At 63.1% G+C, this 16,610-nt stretch carries 17 protein-coding genes and 1 pseudogene; 5 read left to right on the top strand and 13 right to left on the bottom strand.

The window, feature by feature from the left end; genetic code table 11:
- Position 1: 1 nt before the first annotated feature.
- Genes trbL through OZ428_RS01840 form a run of 9 tightly spaced genes read right to left on the bottom strand, consistent with a single transcriptional unit; the run spans position 2 to position 9,094 of the window.
- Positions 2–1,369, bottom strand: coding sequence for a P-type conjugative transfer protein TrbL (gene trbL / locus OZ428_RS01800; RefSeq protein ID WP_014603537.1), 1,368 nt, complete (start codon positions 1,367–1,369; stop codon positions 2–4).
- Entirely contained in the window at positions 1,366–1,692 is a 327-nt protein-coding gene (locus OZ428_RS01805) for a hypothetical protein (protein ID WP_269132565.1), read from the bottom strand. The genes trbL and OZ428_RS01805 overlap by 4 nt, the downstream gene beginning before the upstream one ends.
- A 12-nt stretch (positions 1,693–1,704) precedes the next feature.
- Positions 1,705–2,448, bottom strand: a complete 744-nt coding sequence (gene trbJ, locus OZ428_RS01810) for a P-type conjugative transfer protein TrbJ (RefSeq protein ID WP_003092277.1) — start codon at positions 2,446–2,448, stop codon at positions 1,705–1,707.
- Positions 2,445–4,895, bottom strand: coding sequence for a conjugal transfer protein TrbE (gene trbE, locus OZ428_RS01815; RefSeq protein WP_000933135.1), 2,451 nt, complete (start codon positions 4,893–4,895; stop codon positions 2,445–2,447). The genes trbJ and trbE overlap by 4 nt, the downstream gene beginning before the upstream one ends.
- Before the next feature lie 12 nt (positions 4,896–4,907).
- A complete protein-coding gene (locus OZ428_RS01820) occupies positions 4,908–5,177 on the bottom strand; it encodes a VirB3 family type IV secretion system protein (RefSeq protein ID WP_003092280.1) in 270 nt (89 codons plus the stop codon).
- Entirely contained in the window at positions 5,174–5,560 is a 387-nt protein-coding gene (locus tag OZ428_RS01825; protein WP_000150010.1) for a TrbC/VirB2 family protein, read from the bottom strand. The genes OZ428_RS01820 and OZ428_RS01825 overlap by 4 nt, the downstream gene beginning before the upstream one ends.
- Positions 5,557–6,627, bottom strand: a complete 1,071-nt coding sequence (gene trbB, locus OZ428_RS01830; RefSeq protein ID WP_033936880.1) for a P-type conjugative transfer ATPase TrbB — start codon at positions 6,625–6,627, stop codon at positions 5,557–5,559. Before trbB ends, OZ428_RS01825 begins: the two co-directional genes overlap by 4 nt.
- The gene (locus OZ428_RS01835) at positions 6,624–7,100 is read right to left on the bottom strand and encodes a ribbon-helix-helix protein, CopG family (RefSeq protein WP_000085131.1); all 477 of its coding nucleotides are present in this window, start codon (positions 7,098–7,100) and stop codon (positions 6,624–6,626) included. The genes trbB and OZ428_RS01835 overlap by 4 nt, the downstream gene beginning before the upstream one ends.
- Positions 7,097–9,094, bottom strand: a complete 1,998-nt coding sequence (locus OZ428_RS01840) for a conjugal transfer protein TraG (RefSeq protein ID WP_001163195.1) — start codon at positions 9,092–9,094, stop codon at positions 7,097–7,099. Before OZ428_RS01840 ends, OZ428_RS01835 begins: the two co-directional genes overlap by 4 nt.
- A gap of 305 nt (positions 9,095–9,399) precedes the next feature.
- Here OZ428_RS01840 and OZ428_RS01845 point away from each other — a divergent pair, with 305 nt between their 5' ends.
- The 3 genes and pseudogenes from OZ428_RS01845 to OZ428_RS01855 form a co-directional block, all read left to right on the top strand.
- Positions 9,400–10,305: a LysR family transcriptional regulator gene (locus tag OZ428_RS01845; RefSeq protein WP_023093368.1), complete on the top strand. Its 906-nt coding sequence runs from the start codon at positions 9,400–9,402 to the stop codon at positions 10,303–10,305.
- Positions 10,306–10,586: 281 nt separating this feature from the next.
- Complete coding sequence (locus OZ428_RS01850) at positions 10,587–11,117, top strand: hypothetical protein (RefSeq protein WP_000043569.1); 531 nt, start codon at positions 10,587–10,589, stop codon at positions 11,115–11,117.
- Positions 11,118–11,218: 101 nt separating this feature from the next.
- Positions 11,219–11,398: pseudogene (locus OZ428_RS01855) on the top strand (integrase core domain-containing protein); the annotation flags it as partial.
- Positions 11,399–11,626: 228 nt separating this feature from the next.
- Here OZ428_RS01855 and OZ428_RS01860 read toward each other — a convergent pair.
- From OZ428_RS01860 to OZ428_RS01875, 4 genes are all read right to left on the bottom strand, one after another.
- Entirely contained in the window at positions 11,627–11,944 is a 318-nt protein-coding gene (locus OZ428_RS01860; RefSeq protein WP_000539741.1) for a DMT family transporter, read from the bottom strand.
- A gap of 58 nt (positions 11,945–12,002) precedes the next feature.
- A complete protein-coding gene (locus OZ428_RS01865; protein ID WP_000717310.1) occupies positions 12,003–12,266 on the bottom strand; it encodes an EexN family lipoprotein in 264 nt (87 codons plus the stop codon).
- 32 nt (positions 12,267–12,298) lie between these two features.
- Entirely contained in the window at positions 12,299–13,204 is a 906-nt protein-coding gene (locus OZ428_RS01870) for a LysR family transcriptional regulator (protein WP_000405670.1), read from the bottom strand.
- Between the two features lie 93 nt (positions 13,205–13,297).
- Positions 13,298–14,701 (bottom strand): efflux transporter outer membrane subunit, encoded by a 1,404-nt coding sequence (locus OZ428_RS01875; protein ID WP_233165453.1) that lies wholly within the window; start codon positions 14,699–14,701, stop codon positions 13,298–13,300.
- A gap of 100 nt (positions 14,702–14,801) precedes the next feature.
- On the opposite strand from OZ428_RS01875, the gene OZ428_RS01880 reads away from it, so the two are divergent.
- Together OZ428_RS01880 and OZ428_RS01885 are read left to right on the top strand one after the other, a co-directional pair.
- Positions 14,802–15,443 (top strand): TetR/AcrR family transcriptional regulator, encoded by a 642-nt coding sequence (locus tag OZ428_RS01880; RefSeq protein ID WP_023093369.1) that lies wholly within the window; start codon positions 14,802–14,804, stop codon positions 15,441–15,443.
- A gap of 20 nt (positions 15,444–15,463) precedes the next feature.
- The gene (locus tag OZ428_RS01885) at positions 15,464–16,606 is read left to right on the top strand and encodes an efflux RND transporter periplasmic adaptor subunit (RefSeq protein ID WP_223294861.1); all 1,143 of its coding nucleotides are present in this window, start codon (positions 15,464–15,466) and stop codon (positions 16,604–16,606) included.
- The last annotated feature ends 4 nt before the right edge of the window (positions 16,607–16,610 follow it).

Consider the following 16,610-nt stretch of genomic DNA (forward strand, 5'->3'; position numbering starts at 1 on the left):
GTTAGGTATCGGAATCCCGCAGGCTCGGGCCTTGCCCGGAGCCGCCGCCGTCGCCGCCGCGCAGCGTGTGGGCGGCAGTGGTCGCGGCATGGGTAGCCTGCTGGCGGCGGTGCATCCGCTTGGCCCAGGCCGGTTGCTCTTGCTTCTGCGAGCCTGCGGTGCCGTCTGCGGTCTGGCCGGGGCCAGCACCGTCGCTGCCGGCTTCTGTGCCGTTCCAGCCAGCGCGGAAGGAGTCGGCCACCTTCTGCCCAACAGCGGAAGCACCAGAGGTGACGCTGCGGCCTGCGGCTTGTGCGCCAGTCTTGGCGACATTGCCGAGGCCAGCCGCCGCGCCCTTGGCACCGCCGCCGGCCGCAGCGGAACCGGCCTGGAACGCCGATCGGGCACTGCCGGCCGCCGAAGTCGCGGCACGCGCACCGGCACCGGCCAGCTTTGCGGCCGCCGGGGCCATTCGTGCCCCGGCCATGACGGCGCCGCCCACGCCCGTTGCGGCGGCGCCGATGGCAACGCCGGTGCCGACAGCCCCGACCGCAGCACCAGCCATCGCGCCCGCACCAAGCTGTGGCGCACCGGACACCAGGCCGGTGGCGATACCGGGGCCGAAAATGCCCAGCGCCAGCAGCGCGAGCGAGGCCAGCATCACGACCAGCGCGTGGTCGATGGATGGTTCGTCGGGATGCACCTGGAACTCGGCGAACAGGCCTGAACCGATGCCGACGATGACGGCCAGCACCAAGACCTTGATGCCTGACGACACCACGTTGCCTAGCACCTTTTCCGCGAGGAACGAGGTCTTGTTCCAGAGTGCAAACGGGATCAAGACGAAGCCGGCGAGCGTAGTCAGTTTGAACTCGATCAGCGTGATGAAAAGCTGTACGGCCAGCACGAAGAAGCAGAGGATCACCACCAGCCAGGCGATGAACAGAACCACGATAGGGTCGATGTTCACGAACACCTCGGGGAACCCAGCCATGTCCCCGATCTGTTCCAGAATCGGCGCGGCTGCGTCGATGCCGGTCTTCGCCAGCCGGCCCGGCTGAAGGAAGTTCTCCATCGTGATGGCCGAGCCGGTAGCGGTAATTCCCAAGCCGGCGAACGAGCGGAACACGATGCTCGCCAGCCAGTTGAAGTTGCCGATGATGTAGGCGAACGCGCCGACATAGAGCACCTTGCGCAGCAGCTTGGCGATCACGTCGTCGCCCTGGCCGGTGGCGTGGCTCATGGCCCAATACAGGCCAGCGATCGTCATGTCGATGACGATGAGCGTGGCGGTGAGAAATGCCACTTCGCCCTGCAATAAGCCGAAGCCCGAGTCGATGTAGCGCGAGAACGTATCGAGGAAACGGTCGATGATGGTCACGTCGTTCATGGCGAATCCTCGGGCGGAGTGAGCGGAACGGCGCCCTCTGGCAATTCATCTGCGGGCGTATCGAAGCTCGGCGGAATCGGCGGGAGTTCAGCCAGCGAGTTGTATTCATCCGGCCCGGTATGGCCGGCGAAGAAGCGCCGCCGGAAGGCTTCAGCGGCGGCGCGGCAGGCATCCTCGCCCACGGCCTGCCGGTCTACCGCGCATTGCCCGCGCAACGCCTTGAGCCGCACCGGATCTGCGGCCAGGGCGTCGGCCAGGTTCTCGGCCGGCTGCTGGCCGCACGCGGTCAGCAGCACGGCCATCAGGACGGAAGCGCATCGCATGGCCGCCTCCGGTCAGTTGTTATAGAAGTTGACGGACTGCGGCGTGTACGGCGTGCCGGTGCCCAGAAAGCGCCGCCGCACTTCGCGGGCGCGCTCCATAGCCGCCGCTTGCCGCGCCAGTTCCAGTGAAGCGGCCCGGTCTTGCGTGATCTGGAGCTGCTGCGCCTGGATCGACTGCTTGGCCTGCAAAGCCAGGAGCTGGTTCGTCGCCTGCATCGCTTGCAGCGCGCCGGTGGCCGACTGGCTCTGGCTCACGAGATCGGCCAGCGCGCTTTCGTCTTGGGCGAGGTTCTGCGACACCTGCGCCTGCATCCGCATCGCGGTGTGCAAGCCGTTCAAGGTGTTCTGCCAGCGTTCGCGGGCGTCCTGTGCCATGCGGTCGCCGCTGATGGTGGCGGCGTACTGTTCCGGGTACAGGCGGGCGAACGTGGCATCCATGCTCTGCACGTCGTAGGCCAAGCCGCGCGCCTCGGCGATCAGGCGCTCGGTGGTGGCGAGCGTCGAGCGCAGGCGGTTGACGATGTTGAAGTCGAGATTTGCCAGGTTCCTGGCCTGGTTCATCAACATCTGCGCCTCGTTCTGAAGCTGGTTGATCTGGTTGTTGATCTGTTCCAGCGTGCGCACGGCGGTCAGCGTGTTCTGCACGAAGTTGGACGGGTCGAACACCGTCAGCGCGGATGCGGGCTGCACGGCCAGCAGCGATACCGACAGCACGGCAGCGAGTGAGACAGAGAGCAAACGGGGCTTGGTCTTCATGGTGAAACCTCCAGCGGTTGAGAAGCGAGAAAGGAAGCTGCCGCCGGAGCGGACGGCAGCAGGTCGGCGGCCCAGCCGAGGCCGCGATGGCGCAGCCACGCGCCGGCGAAGCCGGGAGCGCCGGCCTGCGTCAGCACGCGGTCAATATCGCGTTGGTCTTGAGGGGTGGATGCGCCCGCGAATGCGAGCGCGACAGGCCCCAGGTCGAGGTCGAACAGGCGATTGCCGAGGCGCGACTGGTAGTAGTAATCGCGCTTGGGCTGTGCGGTCGCCACGATCTCAATCTGGCGGCTGTTCAAGCCGAAGCCTTCGTAGATCGTGCGAATCTGCGGCTCGGTGGCCTGCGGGTTAGGTAAGAAGATCCTGCTCGCGCAGCTTTCGATGATGGCTGGCGCGATGGTCGAGTCCTTGATGTCGGCCAGCGACTGCGTGGCAAAGATGACGCTGACGTTCTTTTTTCTGAGCGTCTTGAGCCATTGCCGGATGCGGGCCGCGAAGGACGGCTCATCGAGGAACAGCCACGCTTCATCGAGGATCAGCAGCGTGGGCGCGCCGTCAAAACGTTCGTCGAAGCGGGCGAACAGGTAGCGCAGCACTGCTTGCACGGCGGCGGGGCTGTGCATCAGTTCTTCCATCTCAAAGCCCTGCACGTCGGCCATGCCCAGCCGGTCGTGGTCAGCGTCCAGCAGCTTGCCGTGGGCGCCGCCCAACACATAGGGCGCGAGCGCTTGGCGCAGCGCGTTGGACTGCAATAACACCGACAAGCCGGTCATGGTGCGCTGCTCCACTGGCGCACCGGCAAGGCTTCGCAGCGCCGACCAAATGGCAGCCTTCTCGTCCGGGCCGACCGTCACGCCTTCGTGCAGCAGCCGGCCCTCCACCCATTCGGCGGCCCAGGTGCGGTAGCCCTCGTGGGCTATTCGCGCGAGTGGCTGGAAGGCGATGCCGCCATCGGCACCGAGGTCGTAGTGCTCACCGCCAAGGCCGAGGATGGTGGCGCGCATCGAGCGCCCCATGTCGAAGGCGAAGATCCGCGAGCCGAAGTAGCGCCGGAACTGCATGGCCAATATGGCGAGCAGCACCGACTTGCCCATGCCGGTCGGCCCGGCGACAAGGGTGTGCCCCACGTCGCCGATGTGCGTCACCAGCCGGAACGGCGTCGCGCCATCGGTGCGGGTGACGATCAGCGGCGGGCCATCGAGGTGTTCGTTCTTCTCCGGCCCAGCCCATACCGCTGACATCGGCATCATGTGCGCCAGGTTCAGCGTCGAAACGATGGGCTGACGCACGTTCGCGTATGCGTTGCCGGGGACGGACGACAGCCAGGCATCGACTGCGTTGAGGGTTTCGGGGATGGTCACGAAACCCCGGCCCTGGATGACGCGCTCCACCATGCGCAGCTTCTCGTCGGCCACGGCCGGGTCGGCGTCGAGCACCGTCACCGTGGCGGTGAGGTAGCCGAAGGCGACTTGATCGCTGCCCAGCTCCTGCAAGGCGGCATCGGCGTCGGCGGCCTTGTTGCTGGCATCGGTATCGACCAGCGGGCTTTCCTGCTGAAAGATCGTTTCGCGCAGCAGCGCGATGACGTTCTTGCGCTTGGCGAACCATTGGCGCCGCAAGCGCCCCAATTCCCGTTCCGCCTCGGCTTTGTCCAGGCACAGGAAGCGCGTACTCCAGCGATACGCAAAGCCCAGGCGGTTGAGGTCGTCCAAGATCCCCGGCCAGGTCGAGGTCGGGAAGCCTCGTACCGACACCACGCGCAGGTGCTGATCGCCCAGCATGGGCGCCAGGCCGCCGACCAGCGCGGCATCGGCCAGCAGTGCGTCGATATGGAACGGCACGTCGGGCACGCCGACGCGATAGCGCCGCGTGGAGACTGTGGCATGCAGGTAGGTCAGCGTCTGGCTATCGTCCAGCCAGGCAATCTCCGGCATCACACCATCGAGCAGGTCGAACACGCGATCGGTCTCTGCCACGAAGGAATCAAGCCGACCACGCCAGTCCACACCCTCAGTGGGCCGGTTCTCGTACAGCATCCCAGCCGCACGGGCGCGAGACTCTTGCGGCGGTAGGTGTTGCAACGTGAAGTGATAGACGCTCTCGAAATGGCCATCCGACTCCTCGAACGCCGCGCGTCGCTCCTCATCCACCAGCCAGGACAGTGGTTCGGGAAAGGAGGATTGCGGATAGCTCGATGCCCGCATCCGCTCGGCCTCGATATAGAAGGCCCAGCCAGACCCGGTACGGCGAAGCGCGTTGTTCTGCCGCGCCGACGTGGCAATCAGCTCGCCCTGTGTCGCACTGTCCAAGTCGGGGCCGCGAAACTGGAACGTGCGTTGAAACGAACCATCTTTGTTCAGCACAACGCCCGGCGCGACCAGCCCGGCCCAGGGCAGCCAGTCGGCAAGCAAGGCCGGGCGCTGACGATATTCGGCAAGGTTCAGCATGGCGTCCTCCCCTCACACGTCCAGAAGCGGGCGGTGTTTGATATGCCGCGCGAAGACCTGCATGAACTGCGGATCGACGCGCGCACCCCATACGGCCAGCGAGTGGCCGACGATCCAGAGCACCACGCCGGGAATCCACAGCTGCAGGCCCAGCCCGACGGCGGCGGCTAGCGTGCCGTTGGCAATCGCCACGGTGCGCGGCGCACCGCCCAGCAGGATCGGCTCGGTCAGCGAGCGATGCAGCGGCACTTCAAAGCCCGGAAGATCGGTGGCCTTACTCATACGACGGCCCCTCCGGAGAAGCTGAAGAACGACAGGAAGAACGAGGACGCGGCGAACGCGATGGACAGGCCGAACACGATCTGGATCAGCTTGCGAAAGCCGCCGCTGGTATCACCGAACGCCAGCGCAAGCCCCGTCGAGATGATGATGATCACCGCCACGATCCGGGCGACTGGCCCTTGGATGGATTCGAGGATGGAGGTCAGCGGCCCTTCCCACGGCATCGAGGAACCGGCGGCCTGCGCCGTGCCCGCCAGCAACAGCATCAGCGCGGCCAGCAGCAGCCCTTGCCCTGCGGGACGGGCCAGGTGGCGCAGCCGCGCCATGCTGGACAGGCGAGAAATAGGATTTACGGAAAGACGGAAAGCATCAACGTGCGTCATGGCAGTTCTCCAGGTTGGTCAGGGGTCGAGGAAGGCGCAGCGGCAGCGGCTGCAAGAGGAACCGGCGGCAGCTCGGGAAACGGCGTTTCCAGCGCATCTGTCAGGCGATAGCCCGCACCGTCGAAGCCGACGACACGGGAGATGGTTTCGACGTGACGTTTGCGGCCACGGCCTGCGATGTGAATCACCACGTTGACCGCCTCGGCGATCAGGGCGCGGGGCGGATTCACTGCCACTTCGAGGATCAGTTGCTCCAGACGCAGCAGTGCGCCCAAGGCGGAGCCGGCATGGATGGTGGCAATGCCGCCGGGGTGGCCGGTGCCCCAGACCTTCACCAAGTCCAGGGCTTCGCCGCCACGCACTTCGCCGACGATCACGCGGTCAGGCCGCAGGCGCATCGTGGCCCGCACCAGCTCGGTCATTGTGACGACGCCGGCGCGGGTGCGCAGCGGCACATGGTCGCGGGCCGCGCATTGCAGCTCGATGGTGTCTTCGAGCACCAGCACGCGGTCGCCTGTGGCGGCGATCTCGGCCAGCAGCGCGTTCGCCAGCGTGGTCTTGCCGGTGCTGGTGCCGCCGGCGATCAGGATGTTCTGCCGCTCGCGCACGGCGCGGCGCAGGAACTCGGCCTGCCCGGCGGTCAGGATGCCGTCGGCCACGTAGCGATCCAGGCCGATGATGCTCACGGCCCGCTTGCGTAGCGCGAAGGCTGGCCCCGGGGCGGCCGGAGGCAGGATGCCCTCGAAACGCTCGCCGGTTTCCGGCAACTCGGCGGTCAAGAGCGGCTGGCCGCGATGCACCTCCGCGCCGACATGCGCGGCGACCAGGCGGATGATGCGTTCACCATCGGCCTCGGGCATCTCCACGCCCAGCGGCGAGCGACCCGACGACAGCCGATCCACCCACAGGGTGCGATCGGGGTTGAGCATGATTTCCACAACATCCGGATCTTCGAGCGCAGCGGCGATCAGCGGCCCCATCGCCGTGCGCAGCATCTGGATGCGGCGATCCTGGGACGCCGCGGCGGATGAGCGAGGTTCAGGCGGAATCTGCGGAACGGCACTCATGACGCACGCTCTGCAGCTCGCTCATCGGCGGACGCCATCGCTGCTGCGTCATCCATCCGCATCGGATCGGGGTGCAGTTCCTCCACCACGTCGCGCACCAGACTGCGGCCACGCAGCAGGTGGCGACCCAACTGCTCGACGAACTGCTCGAAGCGCGCTTTGCCCTGGGCGCGGGCCGCGTCCTTGTGGGCTTCTGGCACCGGCGTGCTGATGGTCAAGAAATAGCGGATGAACAGCGCCAGCGTTTCGATCTGGATGTTCTGGTCGCGCTCCATGCGTTCGGTCTGCCGCGACAGTCGATCCAGCCGCTTGGCAATGGCGGCCTCACGCTGGTCGCCCGCATCGGGTGACAGCCAGGACGCCAAGGCCGCTGCGACGATGGAGGACTTGGACACGCCTTTCTTGGCGGCAAGTTCATCCAGGCGCTTGGCGTGCTCGGGCTGGATGAAAAGATTGAGGCGGTATTGGCTCATAGGTCGATTCCGTCGTTGGGGTCGAGAGAAGCCAGCCGGGCCGTGCGCTGCATGGCCGGGTCGAGCTGGCCGGGAAGCGGGAGCGCCAGGTCGTCGTCATCGAGCAGCTCCAGGTCGTTCGCACACGCGTCCAACTCGGGCTCGTAGGCGACGGTTTCGGAGAGTTCGAGCTGGCGGCGCGGGCCGCCGTCATCGGTGCCGCCCGGACCATCGGCGGATACCGAGGTCGGCGCCGTAGGTACGGCCGGGATCGCCAAGCCGCTCCAGTCGTCGGGGCGGGCTGGCGGCGCGTCGGCGTACCTCCCGACTGCGAGCACGGGCGGTGGCAGGACGCGATCCTTGAAATTGGCGTCGACGTAGTAACGCAGCTTCTTCGCGCGGATCGGGGCAACGCTGGACACCATGACTACGGCGTCCTCAGGTGGAAGCTGCATCACCTCGCCGGGCGTCAGCAGCGGACGTGCAGTTTCCTGACGCGACACCATCAGGTGCCCCAGCCACGGAGCGAGGCGGTGGCCCGCGTAGTTGCGCTGCGCGCGAAGCTCGGTGGCGGTGCCGAGGGTTTCGGAAATCCTTTTCGCCGTCCTTTCGTCGTTGGTGGCGAAAGTCACCCGGACATGGCAGTTGTCGAGGATGGAATGGTTCTGCCCATACGCCTTGTCGATCTGGTTCAGGCTTTGAGCGATGAGAAAGCTGCGGATGCCGTAGCCGGCCATGAAGGCAAGCGCGGACTCGAAAAAATCGAGGCGACCCAGCGCCGGAAACTCGTCCAGCATCAGCAGCAGCTTGTGCCGGCGCGCGATGCCATCGCTGCCGTCGAGCGATTCGGTCAGCCGCCGCCCGATCTGGTTCAAGATGAGCCGGATCAGCGGCTTGGTGCGGCTTATGTCGGAGGGCGGCACCACCAGATAGAGCGATACCGGGTGCTCGGCGGAAATCAGGTCGGCGATGCGCCAATCGCAGCGCGATGTGACTTCGGCCACGGTCGGGTCGCGGTACAGGCCGAGAAACGACATGGCGGTGGAGAGCACGCCCGATCGCTCGTTGTCCGACTTGTTGAGCACTTCGCGGGCAGCGGATGCGACAACCGGGTGAGGCGCATCGCCCAGGTGCTTCGTCGTCATCATCCGGTGCAGCGTCAGCTCGAACGGACACGCCGGGTCGCTGAGGAAGTTGGCGACGCCGCGCAGCGTCTTGTCCTCGCCTGCGTACAGAACATGCAAGATTGCACCGACCAGTAGCGCGTGGCTGGTCTTCTCCCAATGATTGCGCTTCTCTAACGCACCTTCAGGGTCAACCAGAATGTCGGCGATGTTCTGCACGTCGCGCACTTCATGTGCGCCGCGCCGGACTTCAAGCAGCGGGTTGTAGGCGGCCGACTGCCTATCGGTGGGGTTGAAAAGCAGGCAGTGCGAAAAGCGCGAACGCCAGCCCGCCGTGATCTTCCAGTTCTCTCCCTTAATGTCGTGAATGACGGCGGACGCCGGCCACGAAAGCAACGTAGGCACCACCAAGCCCACGCCCTTGCCCGAGCGCGTGGGTGCGAAGCTCAGGACATGTTCCGGCCCCTCATGTCGGAGGTATTGGTCGTCGTGTTGGCCGAGGAAGACGCCCGCCGGGAGGGTCAGTCCAGCTTTGCGGATGTCGACGGCATCGGCCCAGCGTGCCGAACCATAAGTCGTAACCAGCCGCGACTGCCGAGAACGCCATACCGACATGGCGATGGCGACGAGTAAAGCGAACAAACCGCTACCACCCGCAATCGCACCGCCTGTGTCGAAGACGTGCGGCGCGTAGGCATCAAAGAAGAACCACCATTCGAACAAGCGCCACGGGTGATAAACCGGTACACCTAGAAGATCGAACCAGGGCGATCCGAGGCGTACTTGATAGCCAAGGGTCGCTGCTGTCCATTGTGTGGCGCCCCAGACGCCGGCGATCACGATGCCGATTACCACAGCGATCTGGCCGAACAGAACGTTCGTCCCTTGCATGACCTGTCCTCCGATTTCTCCTGCGCTGGTGTCTCATTGAAAGCGTTGCACAGGGGGTGTCGCAGGCGTCAGGATCGGTTCTGGGCTAGTGCCGGTCAAAGACCGTTCGCAGCACAATGGTCGAGGGAAAAGAAAGAATGAGCGCGGTGGCGAGTCAAAGAAAAGCGCCGCAAGCGAAAGCGCACTGCGGCGCATACAGAGTTCCAAGCAAGTTACCCAAAAAAAGCCGTCAATGGGCCTTGCTTCCACTCATAGGCAATATTTAGATATCATGAAAAACGATGATATTTAAGATTGGAATAAAAATGAAAAATATCAAGAGTATGGATCTCAACTTGCTCAAGGCGCTGGACGCATTGTTAGACGAACGCAATGTGACACGGGCGGCGGCCCGTCTGGGACTAACCCAGCCGGCCTTGAGTGGCATGCTGACGCGGTTGCGCGAGAGCTTCGGTGACCCGCTTTTCGCGCGCTCGCAGCGGGGTATCGTTCCAACGCAGCGGGCGCTGGATCTAGGGATGCCTGTCAAGCAGGTGCTCGCCGAAATCGACGCGCTGCTCCAGCCACCTTCCTTCAATCCGGCCACCGCACAACTGACCTTCTCCATCGCCGCGACGGACTATGCGCTGCGTGCCGTTGCTGTCCCATTTCTATCGGCACTTAAACGGCACGCACCGCGCGTACGAGTCTCATTAGTGCCAGTCGAGAGCGGGCAGCTACAGAACCAGCTTGAGCGCGGTCAGATCGATTTAGCCCTCCTGACGCCAGAGATCACTCCGCCAAATCTGCATGCCCGAGAGCTGTTCAAGGAACACTATGTGTGTGTCCTGCGGGAAGACCATCCTGCGGCTATGGGGCGCAAGCTGACCGTTAAACAGTTCTGTGCTCTCGACCATGCGCTTGTTTCCTACGATGGTGGAGGTTTCCGCGGCGTCACCGACGATGCGCTAGAACAGTTGGGCAAACGACGCAGCGTCACACTGTCGGTCAAGAGCTTTCTGATCTTGCCAGACATCCTGCGTGCCAGTGACATGGTTGCGATCTTGCCGAGCCGCTTGGTCGCCGGTATGGACAAGCTGGCTATCTCCCTGCCGCCGGTGAAGATACCGGGGTTCACCAAGACGGCTGCTTGGCACGAACGCACCCATCACGATCCAGCACATCGCTGGATACGAGCACTGCTGTTCACTTCCTGTGCTAACAACAAGTAGGCAAGATCGCTCCTATCGTCATGCTCAGCACAACTCTACCTCGCACTACAAATAAGCAATCAGTCGGCTCAATTGGAGACGCGCCCTTTCGTAGCGCCGCTGCGAGATAGCCTAGTCGGTGGATGGCAGAACCTAGGCCTTGATATCATATTTTATGATATCAAAAATAGAAACTTAGGATTTCACTTATTGCAGATGGAGGCTCATGATTTGCTCCATGACCACTTGAATGACGCAGCCACCCCTGTTGCGTCATCGACATTTTGTGAAGGAGCTTCGATATGAGCAAGCAACAGAACGCCATCCTCTGGCCCGAAGGCTACACGCCGGGCTTTACTGAGAATTTCGCCTCCAATGAGATCATCGCCGCCGGCTTGAGCGCGGCCGACGTATGGCCTCTACTCGTCACACCATCGCTGTGGCCAAGCTACTACGCCAACTCGGCTAACGTGTGCTTTCATGACGGCAAAGGCCCGGTACTGGCCGACGGCGATCGGTTTTACTTCGAGACCTTCGGCTTCCCGGTAGAGGGGCAGTGCAACGAATACGTGCCACCTGCGGATGGGCAACCCGGCCGCGTGGCCTGGCACGGCTGGTCCGGCGAGGAAGGCACAGATACGCGCCTGGATGTGCATCACGCCTGGCTGGTTGAGAACCTGGACGGCAGGCGCGTGCGCATCCTCACGCAGGAAACTCAGAAGGGCAAACCGGCCGAGGAGCTGCACAACGCCAAACCCAACCCGATGATCAACGGCCATCAGGACTGGCTCGACAGCTTGGTCGAGGCAGCGCGCAAAGCCAAGCAGGCGTAGTGGTCTCCGGCCGCTTGATCCCAAGCGTCTGAACGGAGAAAACCATGATGAGAACTCCCCTCAGGATTCTGCTGGTCCTGACTTCGCAGGCAACGATGGGCGACGAACTGCTCAACCGCGAATGGTTCCGCAGTCGGACCGAAGCGAAGGTGCTGATCGAACGTTGGCGACAGTTCTACAACGAGCAGCGGCCGCATAGCGCGCATGCTTACAAACCGCCGGCGACGATCCGGCGCAACTGGATCCAATCCGATAGCATCCCCTCCGAACTCACTGCCTGACTGGCTACAAAGTTCGTACTCAGGTCACCTTGGCGCAGGCACTGAAGGTGGAGCCACCCGGAATGGGTGCTCCCACCGCCTTACGCGCACTGGCTCGAACTCTCCCGAGGCGCCGGCAAGCTCGTCACATAGCGACTAGAGAGAGGAGGTGACCGTACGAGTTCCCAGCGCCCGATCCACTCTGGGAGCTGGGTCGCCTAGCGACTACGCTACCAATGGAGCTAGCGATCAACTCGATAACTTGAGCGTGATAACGCCCAGGATGATCAACGCCACGCCAAGGTATCGCATCAGGGAGGTTGGGTCGCCATAGAAATGAATTCCGACTAAGAAAGTTCCCGCCGCTCCGATACCCGTCCACACCGCATAAGCAGTCCCAATCGGTATCTGACGCTGAGCAAGCCATAGGAAGGCGCCGCTAATTGTCATGAAAGAGACGGCTACTGCGACCCCACTCCAACGCGATGTTGGCTCTTGCGCCATTTTCAGCCCGACCGGCCATCCGATTTCAAACAATCCAGCCAAAACAAGATAGATCCAACCCATTGCGATTCTCCTTCAAATTTTTCATATCCGGCATACATACTCCGGCATGACCACCAGCTTAGAACTTCGGCGGCTCTTTAGGCGTGGTGTGGGGCACATCGCCATCTTCGTAAAAGCGCTTTCGCGTAGCCTCGGCAACCCGGTTACATAGTTGGTCGCCCAGCATTGGTCGATCCAACTTGCATTGCTTGCGCAACTCTTTCAGACGCTCAGGATTGAGCGCTAATTCATCGACTGTCGGAAGGTTGGCTTTATCTGGTTTCCCAGATGGGCTGCAGGCTGCCAATGTCGAGGAAAGCAATATGAGAGCAATCTTCTTCATGGTTAATTTTCTTTGGGAGATTGTGTGATGGTTTACCGCCGACCTTTGGCATCTGGAGATTTGATCGAATGAACGCGTTCCATGAAGCGAGTCAGCATTTCTGACGGCTCGCTGGCCGGCCGTAGTAGATAGGTCGTGAGCATTGGCGAACGTCCAGTCAGCGGCCGTGCGACCACCCCCTGTTCCCTGCTGGCTGTGATATGCGCGCCTCCTGTGAGGCCTAGTGCAAGTCCCGCCGAAACCAGGACCATCATTAGATCGCTGGAAGTCACGCGTTCGGCAATCAGTGGCTCTATGTCCACGCGACGTAGCACCCGTTCAACTTGCCGAGCATGGCCCTCACACGCCACCGCGTCGCAGAGCACCAGCGGATACCGCAACAGCTCTTCTAGGGGAATCTGTTTGTGGGATAGCAAGGGGTGCCGTGCGGGCACAGCTACCATCAGAGGGTCACTCCACACCGGCACGGCGATGATGCCTTCGCCGACTTCATCCGATTGAGCGAAGCCGAGATCGTACAGTTCGCCACACAATCCCTTGATTTGCTGTGCCAAAGGCACCTCGAAGAAGCGAACTTCCACTTCCGGCTCTTCCTGCCGGCAGAGCGCCAACAACGCAGGCAGGCGCGATGGCGTGATTCCATCAGACAATGCAATACGGAGCTGGCAATGAAAGCCATTGGCTGCGGCGTTCACACTGTCGCGCGCCTGCTGCAAAGCTGCGAAGACACGCGGCACGCTCTCAAAGAAGAGCCTGCCCGCACGAGTCAAGCGGGTGCTCCGAGTGGTTCTCGCAAATAGCGCTACGCCCAACTCTTCCTCAAGTTCCTTGATGGCGCGCGACAGCGGCGATGTCTCTATGTGGAGGCGCTCTGCGGCTCGGGCAAAGTGCAGCTCCTCTGCCACCGCCAGAAAGTAGCGCAGGTGTCGAATTTCCATGTTCGCATTCCTCATCACTCAGGCCTCACCACCTTCGCCTTGCGTCACGCTATTTAGCTAGCCTTCGCAAGCTGCTCCAGCATGTTTCTGCGATCAAACAGGAGAGCCGGATAATACTTTTGCCAGGACGCCCCATTGCATGGCTGTCTCGGCCCGCGTGCGGATCAGCGAAGCCTGCGCTGACAGCACCCCGGCCTCAGCCTCGGCCACCACCGTGGCGTCCACTTGTCCCGCCTCGAACAGACGTCGGCTGCGATCGAGCTGACGCTCCGCGACTGCGACACCCTCGGCCTGATGCTCCAGTGCTGCGTGCTGCGTATGCCAACCGAGATATGCGTTCTCTACGTCCTGCAAAGCACTCAACAAAGTGCGCTCGAACTCCGCACGGGCAGCTCGGCTGCGCGCCTCTCCGGTCTCGATGCCGGCACGGATCGCGCCACCATCGAAGATCGGCAACGACACCCCGGCCCCAAGTGAAAAAATGTTTCCAGTGATGCGGGTTCCCACACTCTCTACGCGCTGCCGTCCGCCGCTCAGGTCCAACACCAGCCTGGGGAAGCGTTCGCCTTCGGCTGCGTTCCAGCGCGCGGTTTCGGCGGCGAACTTCGCTTCGGCGGCGCGCACGTCGGGCCGCTCACTCAGCAGGTCCGCAGGTATGCGTGTCGGTGTCCAGTCCGGGACGGCGAGCGACGCAAGAGTTGGGGAAGCTGCAGGCGCTCCGGGCGTTTGTCCCACTAGTACATCGAGTGCATGCGTCGCCTCGCCGCGCGCACGCCGCAGTTGCTCTTGCTCCACGCGCAGTGCGACGACGCCGGCGCGGGTACGCTCGATGTCGAAGCCGGTAGCTTGTCCGGCCTCGAACTTCCGTTGCATCAGCAAGACGAGTCGTTCTGCGGATGCCAGCCGCGCCGCGGCTAGCGCTTCGAGCTCACTGGCTTGGCGCTGCTGCACAGCCGCCGACACTGTTTCAAACGCGACCTGCCACCGCGTGGCAACCCACGCTTGTTCGGCTGCCACCGCATCCAGGCGCGCACCTTCTGCTGCCTGCGAAAGCCGTCCCGACAGGTCTGCCTCCCACGATGCGGACAACGTGGCGCGGCCATCATTGCCGATTGCAACGTTCTCTGAATAGTCGCGTCCTCGAGTTGCCTGCGTGCCCGCGGACAACGAGGGGAGCAGGGAGGCCCGTGCTCGCCGCGTGGCGGCCGATGCCTCGTCCACGCGCGCTCGCGCAATCGTCAGTTCGGTATTGCGCTCCAGCGCCGCCCGGACCAAGGCATTGAGGTGCGGATCGCCGTAGGCCGTCCACCAATCGACGGGAAGAGTACGGCGGGACGATTTGTCCAAGATGCCTTCACCTCCCTCTTCATTTGAGAAATGGGCCGGTACATCCAGGCGAGGTGGATCGGCAGAGTGCGGGGCATGGCTGCAGGCCGCAAGAAGCAGTAGCGGAGAAATCATGGCAATGAGGCGATAGCGTTCAAGAATTTGAGACATGGCAGCTCCTTGCGTTCCGAAAAAGTCTTGACGGACTGTTGTATGGCTTCTACTATACCGTCTGGACTGTATATGACTCAAGCTTTTTTGGAGCACGACCATGCCGCCCCGCGCGAAAACAAAGTTGCCCCCCCCGTCCACTGCCCATAGCAGCGCCGATGCGCAGCCCGGCCTCCAGCAAGGAGCCCAGCGAACTCGCGACCGCATCCTGCAGGCCGCCCGCGAACTGGTGCTGGAGGAAGGTGCCAGTCGCTTGACACTGGACGCCGTCGTTGTGCGGGCCGGGTTGAGCAAAGGGGCGTTTCTCTATCACTTCAAGACCAAACGCGATTTGTTCGTGACACTGATCGACGAGATGATCCGGGCGTTCGACGCGGTACAAGCCAATCACGAGCGCAGGTTTGCCGGAGATCCGGACCCCTGGCTGTCGAGCCAGGTGGAAGCGATGCCCGACGACGAGATGCAGAAGATGGGCGCAGCGCTGCTCGCGGCAGCTGCGGAAGATCCAACACTTCTCGACCCACTGCGCGAGTGGTACCGCGTGCAGTACGAACGCGTGCGTCGATCCCCGCGTGGCACCGAGACCGCGGCACTCATCATGCTGGCATTGGATGGCGCCCTGTTCGCCGATCTTCTGGGTTTGCCAATACTCGCACCCGCAGAGCGGCGGCATTTCTTTCGGGCGCTCCAGGATCTCGCCTCGGGCCATCTCGAACTTGTCCCGGCAAAAGGACGCACATGAGTCGCGTCCGTAGCGGTGTCATGACCGCGTGCGCACCGCGCTCCTTGGCGGTTGCTTGCACACTATCCATTTCGACTCTGCTCTCAGGGTGCGGAAACTCGCAATCCACCGTATCCGAGCCTCCGCGCGCAGTGAAGCTCGCCGCCGCGCAGTCGGATCTCCCGCATAGCTCTCGCATCGAATTGACTGGCTCGGCGCGAGCAACCGAGCGCAGCATCCTAGGATTTGAAACAGGAGGACGGATCGCCAAGTTGAACGTCGACGTGGGTGAACGGTTCTCCCGCGGCCAAGTCCTGGCAGAACTTGATGCGCAACCTGACCGGCTTCGCGTGACACAAGCGCAAGCATCCCTGGCGGCCGCCGAAGCCGGCCTGATGGATCGACGTGTACAGACAGATCAACAGCGCCGGTTGCTCGAAAGCGAAGTCATCTCCCCTGCTGCGTTCGAGAGCGCGAAGGCGCAGCTAGCGGTCGCAGAGGGTCAAGCGCGCACTGCCAAGGCGGCGCTTGGCCTGGCCGAACGAGCACAACGTGGCACGATGATCGTCGCTCCTTTCGATGGTGTCGTGGCGGAAAAGCTGGCTTTGGCGTTCACCGACATTGCTGCTGGTGCGCCGGTATTTCAGGTCGACGGCGTGCGCAGTGGCACTGAGATCATCGCGAACGCGTCTACTACACAGGCACCTCACATAGATGTCGGCCAACGCGCAGAACTGAGCTGGAGCGGAGCCGAACAACCAATCCGAGCGGTGGTACGTCGTGTCGGTCTGCGCGCCGAAAATGGCTCGCTCCTACCCGTGGTGCTAGTGCCTGAAGATAACGCGCAAGCGCGCGCACTTCGGCCAGGTATTCCCGTACAGGTCGTGCTCGACGCACCTGCGGCAACCTCCAAGACCTCTCGGCCCGAGACTGTATCCATACCTTATGCCTCGCTGGTGCTCGGCACGAAGCCGGGCGAGGCTTCCGTCTTCGTCTACACCCCTGAAGATAAGAAGGTGCACCGTCGCGCGGTGCGCTTCACGCCGGTACAGGAAGGAGACAGCGCGCGCGTCCTCGCTGGACTCAAGCCCGGCGAGACGGTGGTTGCCGCCGGAGGAGGATGGCTCACCGATGGACAGCCAGTGACACCACTGGAAGCCACCACTCAATTGACCAAGCGCTAACGCG

The sequence above is a fragment of the Pseudomonas sp. GXZC genome (assembly GCF_026967615.1).
Taxonomy (GTDB): Bacteria; Pseudomonadota; Gammaproteobacteria; order Pseudomonadales; family Pseudomonadaceae; genus Aquipseudomonas; species Aquipseudomonas azotoformans_A.

What these genes read in the sequence shown, in the direction of transcription:
- trbL (WP_014603537.1), bottom strand. Translation starts at nt 1,369, where the DNA reads ATGAACGACGTGACCATCATCGACCGTTTCCTCGATACGTTCTCGCGC.
- OZ428_RS01805 (WP_269132565.1), bottom strand. Translation starts at nt 1,692, where the DNA reads ATGCGATGCGCTTCCGTCCTGATGGCCGTGCTGCTGACCGCGTGCGGC.
- trbJ (WP_003092277.1), bottom strand. Translation starts at nt 2,448, where the DNA reads ATGAAGACCAAGCCCCGTTTGCTCTCTGTCTCACTCGCTGCCGTGCTG.
- trbE (WP_000933135.1), bottom strand. Translation starts at nt 4,895, where the DNA reads ATGCTGAACCTTGCCGAATATCGTCAGCGCCCGGCCTTGCTTGCCGAC.
- OZ428_RS01820 (WP_003092280.1), bottom strand. Translation starts at nt 5,177, where the DNA reads ATGAGTAAGGCCACCGATCTTCCGGGCTTTGAAGTGCCGCTGCATCGC.
- OZ428_RS01825 (WP_000150010.1), bottom strand. Translation starts at nt 5,560, where the DNA reads ATGACGCACGTTGATGCTTTCCGTCTTTCCGTAAATCCTATTTCTCGC.
- trbB (WP_033936880.1), bottom strand. Translation starts at nt 6,627, where the DNA reads ATGAGTGCCGTTCCGCAGATTCCGCCTGAACCTCGCTCATCCGCCGCG.
- OZ428_RS01835 (WP_000085131.1), bottom strand. Translation starts at nt 7,100, where the DNA reads ATGAGCCAATACCGCCTCAATCTTTTCATCCAGCCCGAGCACGCCAAG.
- OZ428_RS01840 (WP_001163195.1), bottom strand. Translation starts at nt 9,094, where the DNA reads ATGCAAGGGACGAACGTTCTGTTCGGCCAGATCGCTGTGGTAATCGGC.
- OZ428_RS01845 (WP_023093368.1), top strand. Translation starts at nt 9,400, where the DNA reads ATGAAAAATATCAAGAGTATGGATCTCAACTTGCTCAAGGCGCTGGAC.
- OZ428_RS01850 (WP_000043569.1), top strand. Translation starts at nt 10,587, where the DNA reads ATGAGCAAGCAACAGAACGCCATCCTCTGGCCCGAAGGCTACACGCCG.
- OZ428_RS01860 (WP_000539741.1), bottom strand. Translation starts at nt 11,944, where the DNA reads ATGGGTTGGATCTATCTTGTTTTGGCTGGATTGTTTGAAATCGGATGG.
- OZ428_RS01865 (WP_000717310.1), bottom strand. Translation starts at nt 12,266, where the DNA reads ATGAAGAAGATTGCTCTCATATTGCTTTCCTCGACATTGGCAGCCTGC.
- OZ428_RS01870 (WP_000405670.1), bottom strand. Translation starts at nt 13,204, where the DNA reads ATGGAAATTCGACACCTGCGCTACTTTCTGGCGGTGGCAGAGGAGCTG.
- OZ428_RS01875 (WP_233165453.1), bottom strand. Translation starts at nt 14,701, where the DNA reads ATGTCTCAAATTCTTGAACGCTATCGCCTCATTGCCATGATTTCTCCG.
- OZ428_RS01880 (WP_023093369.1), top strand. Translation starts at nt 14,802, where the DNA reads ATGCCGCCCCGCGCGAAAACAAAGTTGCCCCCCCCGTCCACTGCCCAT.
- OZ428_RS01885 (WP_223294861.1), top strand. Translation starts at nt 15,464, where the DNA reads ATGACCGCGTGCGCACCGCGCTCCTTGGCGGTTGCTTGCACACTATCC.